Origin of the sequence: Petrotoga sibirica DSM 13575, assembly GCF_002924625.1 — a bacterium.
Taxonomy (GTDB): domain Bacteria; phylum Thermotogota; class Thermotogae; order Petrotogales; family Petrotogaceae; genus Petrotoga; species Petrotoga sibirica.
This window is the reverse complement of the sequence record NZ_JAHC01000032.1, coordinates 214,946-225,183: the sequence shown is the minus strand read 5'-3', so window position 1 is coordinate 225,183 and position 10,238 is coordinate 214,946. Positions and strand designations below refer to the sequence as shown.

Sequence of the window (10,238 nt, the reverse complement as noted above, 5' to 3'; positions counted from 1 at the left end):
ACACCCCGAACGGGGTCAAGGAAAAACACCCCGAATGGGGTCAAGGATGAACCCTATGTATTGGAATACAACGTGCGGTTAGGAGACCCTGAAGCCCAATCTATACTTTATTTATTAAAATCTGATTTTATTGATATCATAAACGACATGGAAAAAGAAAGAATTAACACTACCAATATTGAGTTTTATGATGGTTTTTCTTTGTGTCTTGTGCTTAGTAGTATTGGTTACCCTTTTTCCTATACAAAAGGTGAAAGAATCACAATAAAACCTGGAATAACTTCAAAAATCTTTTATTCTGGCGTTAAAAAAGATGGTGAGAATTTACTTACCGATGGTGGTAGGGTACTATCGATAGTAAATAAGGCAGATACTTTAGAAGAGGTACGAAATATTGTTTACGATGAAGCAGAAAAAATCCATTTTGAATCAAAATATTATAGGAAAGATATCTAGTCAGATTCTAACCACTTTTGTTAATTTTGTGACGGCTTATGGATTCTTCAATTTTAAGATATCCCTTTTTCATAGCTTTTTTACTCACCTGTACGTTGATTTGATCGACTTTGATTTTTTGCATTTTCTCTTCTATGTTTTTTGAGCGTTCAGAGTCTTTTTTTAAGATGTTTTCTATGACATTTTTTACAGCCGTTTCAGTTTTAAATGGTTCTAATTGTTTCAGTAATTCAAATCTTTCTTCTAACAATTTCGAGAAAGTTTGAAAATCATCGTTCTTTAGCGAATCATCTAAGTTTTTTTCCTTTTTGTTTATTTCACTTATTATCTCTTCCAACATGGTCTTCCTCGTAGTCATTTAAAATTCCCCTTTTTATCCCTCTTTTGTTAAATTATATCACATTTTTCCTAATTACATAGTAAAACGGCAAATATTTGTATTTAGGAGTATTTAATAGAGATTATAGGCTATTAGAATCGATTATTTCACTTTTTCGATGTTTTCTTGTATAATATAAGTTGTAGATTTTTTTATTTGTTGAATGAAAAAGGAGAATTCGTTATGGAAACCAAAGTTATCGAGGTGGATCCATTAAAAATTGAAGAGGAAAAAATTATAGAAGCTGCTCAGGCAATAAAAGAGGATAAAACAGTTGTCTTTCCTACTGAAACGGTTTATGGTTTGGGAGCAAATGGCCTTTCAGAAAACGCTGTAAGAAAGATTTTTGAAGCAAAAGGAAGGTCATATGACAATCCTTTAATTCTTCATGTATCAAATGTTAGGTCTTTTTTAGAGTACACTTACATTTCTTATGCTCTTTTAGAAAAAATAGAAAGATTATTACCTGGTCCGATTACTTTTGTATTGAAGAAACGGGAGGTTGTTCCAGATATCGTTACAGCAGGAAAAGATACATTGGCTATTAGAATGCCAGCCCATCCTGTAGCTTTAAAATTGATAGAGTATGCTGAAGTACCAATTGCGGCTCCAAGTGCTAATATTTCAGGTAAGCCAAGTCCAACAATGTCTGAGCATGTTTTAAAAGATATGTTTGGGAAAGTTGATTATATAATTATTGGAGGTAAGGTAGAGTTTGGCGTTGAATCAACGATAATCGACTTAACTCAAGGAAAGATACCTATAATATTACGTCCAGGTCCCATTCCACCCGAAAAATTAAAAGAAATTTTTGGAGATATTATTATTCCTGATTTTGCATATGGAAAAACAGAACCTGACTATATAAAATCTCCGGGTATGAAGTATCGACATTACTCTCCTAACACCCCAGTTATTTTGGTTGAATATGATGATGCGGATACTATGGTAAAAAAGGTTTTAGAGGAAGTGAAAAATTATAACAGTCCAATTGTTCTATGCTTAAAAGAACATGTTGGCTATTATAAAAAACATAATATTAATTTTGACACTATAGGTAGTGAGGCAAATTATTATGAATTTGCAGTGAAACTTTTTGAAATCTTGAGAAAATACGACGAAAAAGTTGATGCTATGATTATCGAAGGTATAGAAGATAAAGGGATAGGTATAGCAGTTATGAACCGTCTAAGAAAGGCATCTTACAAGATAGTATAAAGAAACACCCCGAACGGGGTCAAGGTAAAGAAAGGAAGGGGTAAAAATGGAAATTTTATTTGATGTTGGTAACTCTTATACAATGGTAGGTATACACGAAGATGGGAAATTTTTGACTTGGAGAATTGGACCAAGTAGTTTTGAGTCAGAAGATGTGTTATTTGTAGTCATTTTAAATTTGTTAAATCGTACAAATGTTGATTTAAATAAGATAACGTTGGCTGGTATATCTTCTGTTGTTCCAAATGTTAACTTTATTTTAGAACAAATGTTAAAAAAATATTTTAACGTTGAAACTATTTTTGTTAGTACTAATAATAAAATTAATAATATAGCATATTTAGTAGATTATCCAAAAGAAATTGGTGCAGATAGAATATGTAACGTTATTGCATGTAAAGAAGAGTATGGCGACAACGTAATCGCTCTAGATTTTGGAACCGCTATAACCGTTGATGTTTTAGAGGGCGGTAATTTTGTAGGTGGGGCAATAATTCCTGGATTTAAGACCGCCATAGGTGCATTGTTTTCAAAAACCGCTCAACTTCCGAAGGTAGAGATAAAGGTTCCTGAATACCATTTGGGGAAAAATACTATCGACAACATTCAAATAGGGGTAATAAAAACAACGTTATACGGGATAGAAAGACTTATACACGAAATAAGACAGGAGAGAAACAGGGATTTTGTTGTTGTGGCAACGGGAGGAGATACGAGTTTTATCTCAACTAAAACATCTATTTTCAAACATTATGATCCTTATTTAACATTAAAGGGAATATTATATTATTCAAGAGAAATTAGAAAATTTCGATAGGAGGCAACGATTTGAACTTCTTGGTTGTTAATCCTTGGATCTACGATTTTGCGGCATATGATTTTTGGCTTAAACCCTTAGGGTTGTTATACATAAGTGAAGTACTTACTAATTTAGGTTACAATGTAACGTTCATTGATTTGTTAAATAGGCATGATAAAGATTTAATAGCAAAATATCTTCCAAAAGATAAAAAGTATGGAACTGGTAAATTTTATAATGAAAGTGTTGAAAAGCCAGATATATTGAAGAACATCCCGAGAAAATTCAAAAGGTATGGGGTGCCTTTGAAATTATTTGAAAGCAAATTAGAAAGAATAAAAAAGAAGAAAAAAATTGATGCAATCTTAGTGGGAATCACTTTAACATACTGGTACTACGGTGGGGAAAAGACTATCGAAATTTTGAGAAATTACTTCCCAACAACTCCTATCTTTTTAGGTGGAATTTATTCCACGTTGTACACAGAACATGCAGAAAATAATTTTTCCAAATTCAAAGTCAATATCTGCCCAGGTACAGGTATATTGCCTTTAAAGAGAGTTTTGGAATCGCTAAACGAGGATACCACAAAATTAAATAATTTTAACTGGTTTGAAGAAATTGACCTCACCTATGATTTTTACACTTCTGATCTTACTTATGTTGTTTTAGTTTCTTCCGTAGGTTGTCCCTTTCATTGTACGTATTGTGTAACTCCAAAGATGTGGAAATTTCAATATAGAAGTATTGACAAAATAATCAATAATATAGAGTATATTCTTGAAAAAAGACCTTATGTAAAAGATATCGTTTTTTTTGACGATGCGTTTTTATTAAGAAAAGGTATTAAAGAATTGTTGAAATCCTTATCTAAATTTAACGTTCGATATCATTTACCCAACGGCATACATGCCCGACGTGTTGATGATGAAATAGCTTTGTTATTGAAAAAAGCAAATTTTAAGAGTATAAAACTTGGGTTTGAAAGCTACGATTTTAATATTCAAAAAGGGACGGGGTTTAAGGTAACTAATAGCGATCTTATAGAAGCTGTTACATGTCTAAAAAATGCTGGTTTTGATATGAATGATGTTTATGCTTACGTTTTAGTAAATTTGCCTGCTCAAAATAAAGATGATGTTGTACAAGCGGTAGACTTTTGCCATTCGCTCGGAATAAGGGTGAATTTAAACGAATTTACTCCAATTCCTGGTACCGTTGAATACGAAGAGCTTGTCAAAAAAAATGCTATATCTTTAAACGCAGATCCTTTGCTTCTTAATAACACCATTATTCCTTATTGGTCTAATTTTAGCCTTTCTATTGATGATATAGAAGAGGTAAAAAGATATACCAAAGGCAAATATGCTGATTAGGCGAGATTATTTACCATGAGAAACTATTAGAAGTGATTATGCCCAGAAATCTTTAAATTCTTTGGGTTGACAAATTAGAATAAATTGACTATAATTATAGTCAAGGGGTGTGAGATATGTATTTAAAAGACCTTACCTTTTATAGTTTAGCTGAAGCGAAAGCAAAATTATCTCAAGTTGTTGATGAAGTTGAAAACAAAGACATTGTTATTACCAAGAACGGTGTACCAAAGGTTATTTTATTAGATTATGATAAATTTGTTAAACTAATGGAATTCGTCGATGAAGTGAGAGATATTTCTCTTTTTGAGGTAGAAAACGTAGAAGAATATAAGCGAATTAAGGACTTTTTTAAGGATTTTGATTACTGAGTATATTATATTTTCTTTCATAGGCAGTGGCCCAAAGCACGTTAAAGAAAGTTTTAGAGTTTGTAAAGACATTTAAAATTAAAAGATGGAGGTGTTTTTTTATGGCTCAAGTTGTATTAGAAGGGGTTAACAAGATTTATCCTAATGGATTTCATGCAGTAAAAGATGTAGACTTTGAAATAGAGGATAAGGAATTCCTCGTATTACTTGGCCCTTCAGGATGTGGAAAAACTACTACTTTAAGGATGATCGCAGGATTAGAAGACATTACTGAAGGAACAATAAAAATAGACCAAAAAGTTGTAAATGATGTGGAACCAAAAGATAGGGATATAGCGATGGTCTTCCAAAATTATGCCCTTTATCCACATATGACTGTTTACGATAATATGGCATTCGGGTTGAAATTGAGGAAAACACCCAAAGACGAAATCGAAGAGAGAGTTAGAAACGCCGCAAAGATTCTTGGGATTGACCACTTATTAGACAGAAAACCAAAACAATTATCAGGTGGGCAAAGACAGAGAGTTGCATTGGGTAGAGCTATCGTAAGGGATCCTAAAGTGTTCTTATTCGATGAACCTCTTTCAAACTTAGATGCAAAATTAAGGGTTCAGATGAGAGCTGAGCTTAAGAAACTACAAAAAAGGTTGGAAGCTACAATCGCTTATGTTACACATGACCAAGTTGAGGCTATGACTATGGCTGATAAAATTGTTATTATGAATGAAGGACTAATTCAACAGGTCGGAGGACCTTTTGATGTATACAATAAGCCTGCCAACATTTTTGTTGCTGGTTTTATCGGGACTCCTCCAATGAATTTCTTAAATGTAAAAGTATCAAGAGATAACGGTATTTGGTTCAAAACAGAGGGAGTCTCTATAAAAGTACCCGATGATAAAGCAAGTTTACTTGAAAATTATATAGATAAAGATGTTATATTTGGTGTTAGACCAGAAGACATTTATGATAAGAATTTTTTTAAAGGTGCTGATGAGTCTAATACTTTAGAAGCCCTTGTCGATGTCGTTGAACCTTTGGGAAGTGAGACTTTGCTTCATTTAAATATTAGTGGGCAATCAATGACCGCAAAGGTAAGTCCTCAAACACGAGCAGAATCTGGACAGAATTTTGAAGTCGCTATCGATTTAAGCATGATTCATGCGTTTGATAAGGAAACCGAACAAGCTATATTTTAATTCTTTAAATTCATACCCTTTGTGTCTACGACACAAAGGGTTTTATCTAAAAATTCAATATTAAAATTAATATGATGGGGGGATTTTATTGGTTATTAAGTTAGTTTTTGGAGCTTTAGAAGGTGACAAAGTCGATCTTCCTGTCCATTACAATAGACCTTTGCAAGGACTGTTTTATTATTTAATGTCTAACACTGTGCCAAAGTACCATGATTTAGGAACAAGATCTGAAGATAAGAAGTTGAAGCTTTTCACTTTTTCAAGGATTTATCCCCACAACTCCTTTAAAGTTGTAAATAGAAGAATGGTATTTAAAGGCTTTTTTAATATTTACTTCGCCTCACCACTTGATAAATTAGTAGACGCTGTATTATATTCTTTGAATGAACAAAAGGTCGTGAGAATTGAAAAAAATTATTTTACTTTGATGAAGTATGAAGTTATTCATAATGAAGTTGATGAGGATATGCTTGTTAAAACTCTCTCGCCTATTACAGCATATTCAACTATCATTCTACCAAACGGGAATCGTTACACTCATTATTTTTCGCCATACTCATCAGATTTTAAAAAATTGATTGAAGAAAATCTCAGAAGAAAAGCATCGGCATTAGAAATTGAAATACGAAATAATTATTTTTATATTGAACCTTACGGTATAACAGAAAAAAATGAAAAATTACTTTTTTACAAAGATATTATTATAAAAGGATGGACTGGATATTTCATTTTAAAAGGTAATCCTAAATTGTTGAGATTAGCACTTAATTCTGGATTGGGAGCTAAAAATGCACAAGGATTCGGAATGATCCTTTCGGCTGAAAAAAATTCTATAAAAGAAAAGAATTTTTCACAACTTTCAGAAGAAGGCTGAAATACAGGTACATTACGGTTTTAAATTAAATGTTCGGGGGTGTAATTATTGACTAAAAAAAATATTATGTATGCACAATCAGGAGGAGTTACTAGTGTAATAAATGCTTCGGCATACGGGATTATAAGTAGGGCTTTGAAAGACCCACAGATTGATAAAATATATGTGGGTATAAATGGTATCACAGGGGTTCTTGAAGGTAAATTGTTCGATTTAACAAAAGAGTCTGTCGATAAGGTAAATAATTTGAAAAATACTCCAGCAAGTGCCTTTGGTACCTGCAGGCATAGATTAAAGGAAGGTGACGAAGAAGGTTTTCAAAAACTTTTTAAAACGTTCGAAGACTACAATATTAGCTATTTCTTTTATAATGGTGGTAACGATTCTATGGATACAGCCCATAAAATCGACGAGTACTCAAAAAAGATAGGTTACGATTTAAAAGTAATAGGGATTCCAAAAACAATAGATAACGATCTATACGGGACTGATCATTCTCCAGGTTATGGCTCTGCAGCAAAGTATTTGGCAATTTCAATGTTGGAAGCCAGCATAGATACTCGTAGTATGGCAAAAGACTCCACAAAAGTTTTCATAATGGAGACAATGGGGAGACACGCAGGCTGGCTTACCGCAGCTACTTCTTTGGCTAAGTTAAATGGAGATTTTGGGCCTCATATTATTTTGTTACCTGAAAGGATTTTTGAAGAAGATAATTTTATTGATAAGGTTCAAAAAGAGGTAAATAGAAATGATTACTGTACGATAGCTGTTTCTGAAGGCATTAGGTATAAAAGTGGGGCTTTCGTTTCCGATATGGGCTACACCGACAGTTTTGGAAACAGGCAGTTGGGAGATGTTGGAAGGGTTGTGGCCAATATTATTTTAACCAGGTTAGGTTTGAAAGTGCATGTGTCTATACCTGACTACCTCCAAAGAAGTGCAGGGCACATTGTTAGTAAAACCGATCAAGATGAAGCGATTATGGTGGGAGAAAAGGCCTTAGAATATGCTTTGAATGGTATCTCAGGCTTCATGGTAGCGATTAATCGCCTCTCAAATAACCCTTACAAGATAGAATTAGGGAAAGTCCCTTTATTTGAAGTAGCGAATAATACCAAATATTTACCAGAAGAATATATTTCTGATGATGGTTACGGTGTGAATCAAAATTTTATTGATTATGCTAAACCTTTAATTCAAGGAGAAAGTTATCCACCTTACGAAAATGGTATTCCTAAATACGTATCTTTTCCAATTGAAGATAGGTAATTTATTCAATAAAAATCATTTATAACATGTTAACCATAAAATCAGGGAACAGAGCACACCCCAAACAAAAAGCCGAGCAGGGTGCGTGGTATTTGTATATGGTGCACCCAGCATGGGCAATAGCTAAGCGGTGGAAGTCCGCTGTGGGCCAGGTAGCGGGAACCACTAGTCGAAGGCAAGGGTGTCCATCGTGAGGTGGAATCTGAAGGAAGCCCAAGGCAAAGTCTCGATCCGATGAACAAGAACCAGATATAAGGCTAAGTGGAGTGGACGAGTTTGCTTAACAAAATGAAGTCCAGCAGCTACCCAGAACTCCACAGAGTAAATCTGGCGGATATATGGGATGAAAGTTATTGCACTTACCTGGGGAGATCTCAAGAATATGCTGTTAAGGCAACCCATACAGCAATGTATGGTTGAATCTTGAGAAGTTAGCAGAGGTCATAATACTCATTGGAAGATGAGGAAGGACGGTAGATAAATTAATTATCTACCTCCTACCCGATTTAAAAATTGTCGATAATTTTGATGAATTCTTCTCTCTCTTTTCCTTCAAAAACATAAAAAGAAATAGCAGAAGGCTTCCTTCTCAACGTGTATTTTTTCACGAATGGATCAATCTCTTTTGGTACTTTCGGTGTGATTTCTTTGGGTATATCCCTTAAATCATAGTACCTACCGTAATTCATCATGAACTTTTCTATCGTCTTTTTTTGTCTTGTATCAAGACTAACGTAATTTTCAATGAACTCTTTTAAATTCTTTTTATTCAAGTCTTTCATAAACTTTTTTACAACATCTTTCCTTCCCAAATAAAAAGGATGTTCGTTGAAGGTTATATTTTTGTTTGTGTAGATTTTTGGCTCTTGAACGTTTGTTAGTAAAGAATTAAAATCTATCTTTGGATTTCTTTCAAAGATAGAGTTTATTAACTCTTTCTTGTAGTAATCACATCTTTGTTCAATTAAACTGTCATCTTGTATCTCTTTAATTATCTTTTTTAGATTGATCTCTTCTTTGTAGTGATGAACGAGGTAAGAGGTAAAGAATTCTGATACTTGTCTTTCTTTTGGAAGGTTTTTAAACTTTTCAAGGTTTATCTCAAACTTTTTATCTATATCCTTCTTTTTCAATTCTTTGATTATGCATATAGGTGTGGATGTAGTGATTTCAAACTCAAGAGCTTCTAGTATGTTTCTCAAGGTACTTGGTTGAATGTACTTTGTCTTTGCAGATAAAAACTCTTTCAACGTTCTTTCAGAAACGTTCATTGAGTCTATGGGTATCTTTTCTTTTCCTATCTCTTTCCTTATGAAAGCTCTTAGTTTTGGTGTACTTCTATGTTGGTTGTTATCCAAATTGAATACAAAGTACTTTAATTGGTTAATGATATCTTTAAAAGTATTTTTTATCGATTCACCTTCTGCTTTGTTTAGTTGAGATAAACACTTTGAAAAGATAAAGACGGATTCATAAACCAAAGGATCGTTGTTATCCTTCTGCACTTGAAATATAGTATCAATGGAATTGAAAACTTTAAAGTTATCATCATCGAAATAGTAACCAAGGTAGAATCCTAATGGAAAGGTAAAAGTTAAAGCCTTTTCTTTGTTTGTATCTTTCAACCACCAAGATATATTGTTTAAAGCTTGCACCATGCCAGAAGGATGTGGAATAGTTTTTAAAACCTTAAATGCTTCGACGTTCAAACAAACTGCTTCTTCGTATCTTTCTTCGTTCTTTTTCCCTCTTGCTCTTGATAGTAATATGAAACCTTTATCAACAGGGTTTTGTTCGTAATTCTCACTCCAATATCTTATCTTTTCCATATTTTCATCGGGTTCATAATACAATTCATGTATATTTTTTAGAGTTTCTACAACAAGTCCTCTGACATAAACAGGTATATTGTCAAAATTATCCTTTAGTTCGTCGAATACTTTTTTAACACCCTCTTTTTGTTTAATTCTATTCAATATATGAATTTTTTGATCCAGAAAAAGATAATACAAACCACCTTTTTTCAGCCCCTTTATCTCTTCATTTATTATCTCAAGGGCTTCATCGTATTTAACATCCCATTTTAATTTTAAAACGTTTATGTAATTGACAATGCTTTTATTTTTATCTGATCTATCACTTTCTAAGTAATGAACAACATAATTCAAAATCGGTCTTATAAACTGTCCTTTATTCATAATTTTATCCAATAGTTTAATGTTCATTTCTCAACCCCTTTTTCTTTACCCAATAGCAACAAAAATATAAAATGAAATTTACTTCAAAAACCC

10 protein-coding genes are annotated in these 10,238 nt (G+C 33.0%); 8 read left to right on the top strand and 2 right to left on the bottom strand.

Going from position 1 to position 10,238, the window contains the following annotated elements:
- Positions 1–456: phosphoribosylglycinamide synthetase C domain-containing protein (locus tag AA80_RS08750; protein WP_280522626.1), on the top strand; the 456-nt coding region annotated here is incomplete at its 5' end.
- A gap of 7 nt (positions 457–463) precedes the next feature.
- Here AA80_RS08750 and AA80_RS08745 read toward each other — a convergent pair.
- Positions 464–814 carry a hypothetical protein gene (locus AA80_RS08745; RefSeq protein WP_103877393.1) on the bottom strand — a complete coding sequence of 117 codons (351 nt, stop codon included), beginning with the start codon at positions 812–814 and terminating at the stop codon, positions 464–466.
- Positions 815–1,018: 204 nt separating this feature from the next.
- Between AA80_RS08745 and AA80_RS08740 the strand changes: the two genes are divergently transcribed.
- The 7 genes from AA80_RS08740 (at position 1,019) to AA80_RS08710 (ending at position 7,947) form a co-directional block, all read left to right on the top strand.
- Complete coding sequence (locus AA80_RS08740; protein WP_103877392.1) at positions 1,019–2,053, top strand: L-threonylcarbamoyladenylate synthase; 1,035 nt, start codon at positions 1,019–1,021, stop codon at positions 2,051–2,053.
- 46 nt (positions 2,054–2,099) lie between these two features.
- The gene (locus tag AA80_RS08735; RefSeq protein ID WP_103877391.1) at positions 2,100–2,870 is read left to right on the top strand and encodes a type III pantothenate kinase; all 771 of its coding nucleotides are present in this window, start codon (positions 2,100–2,102) and stop codon (positions 2,868–2,870) included.
- Between the two features lie 11 nt (positions 2,871–2,881).
- The gene (locus AA80_RS08730; RefSeq protein ID WP_103877390.1) at positions 2,882–4,228 is read left to right on the top strand and encodes a B12-binding domain-containing radical SAM protein; all 1,347 of its coding nucleotides are present in this window, start codon (positions 2,882–2,884) and stop codon (positions 4,226–4,228) included.
- A gap of 116 nt (positions 4,229–4,344) precedes the next feature.
- On the top strand, positions 4,345–4,599 hold the full coding sequence (locus AA80_RS08725; protein WP_103877389.1) for a type II toxin-antitoxin system Phd/YefM family antitoxin: 255 nt from the start codon (positions 4,345–4,347) through the stop codon (positions 4,597–4,599).
- A 101-nt stretch (positions 4,600–4,700) separates the two neighbouring features.
- On the top strand, positions 4,701–5,801 hold the full coding sequence (locus AA80_RS08720) for an ABC transporter ATP-binding protein (protein ID WP_103877388.1): 1,101 nt from the start codon (positions 4,701–4,703) through the stop codon (positions 5,799–5,801).
- An 88-nt stretch (positions 5,802–5,889) separates the two neighbouring features.
- Complete coding sequence (cas6, locus tag AA80_RS08715) at positions 5,890–6,675, top strand: CRISPR-associated endoribonuclease Cas6 (RefSeq protein ID WP_103877387.1); 786 nt, start codon at positions 5,890–5,892, stop codon at positions 6,673–6,675.
- Positions 6,676–6,723: 48 nt separating this feature from the next.
- Positions 6,724–7,947: a 6-phosphofructokinase gene (locus AA80_RS08710; RefSeq protein ID WP_103877386.1), complete on the top strand. Its 1,224-nt coding sequence runs from the start codon at positions 6,724–6,726 to the stop codon at positions 7,945–7,947.
- 506 nt (positions 7,948–8,453) lie between these two features.
- Here AA80_RS08710 and AA80_RS08705 read toward each other — a convergent pair.
- On the bottom strand, positions 8,454–10,172 hold the full coding sequence (locus AA80_RS08705) for a hypothetical protein (protein ID WP_103877385.1): 1,719 nt from the start codon (positions 10,170–10,172) through the stop codon (positions 8,454–8,456).
- Between the last annotated feature and the right edge of the window lie 66 nt (positions 10,173–10,238).

Bases quoted from the DNA above. Each gene is read 5' to 3' on its own strand.
- AA80_RS08745 (WP_103877393.1), bottom strand. From the start codon at position 814: ATGACTACGAGGAAGACCATGTTGGAAGAGATAATAAGTGAAATAAAC.
- AA80_RS08720 (WP_103877388.1), top strand. From the start codon at position 4,701: ATGGCTCAAGTTGTATTAGAAGGGGTTAACAAGATTTATCCTAATGGA.
- AA80_RS08725 (WP_103877389.1), top strand. From the start codon at position 4,345: ATGTATTTAAAAGACCTTACCTTTTATAGTTTAGCTGAAGCGAAAGCA.
- AA80_RS08740 (WP_103877392.1), top strand. From the start codon at position 1,019: ATGGAAACCAAAGTTATCGAGGTGGATCCATTAAAAATTGAAGAGGAA.
- AA80_RS08735 (WP_103877391.1), top strand. From the start codon at position 2,100: ATGGAAATTTTATTTGATGTTGGTAACTCTTATACAATGGTAGGTATA.
- AA80_RS08705 (WP_103877385.1), bottom strand. From the start codon at position 10,172: ATGAACATTAAACTATTGGATAAAATTATGAATAAAGGACAGTTTATA.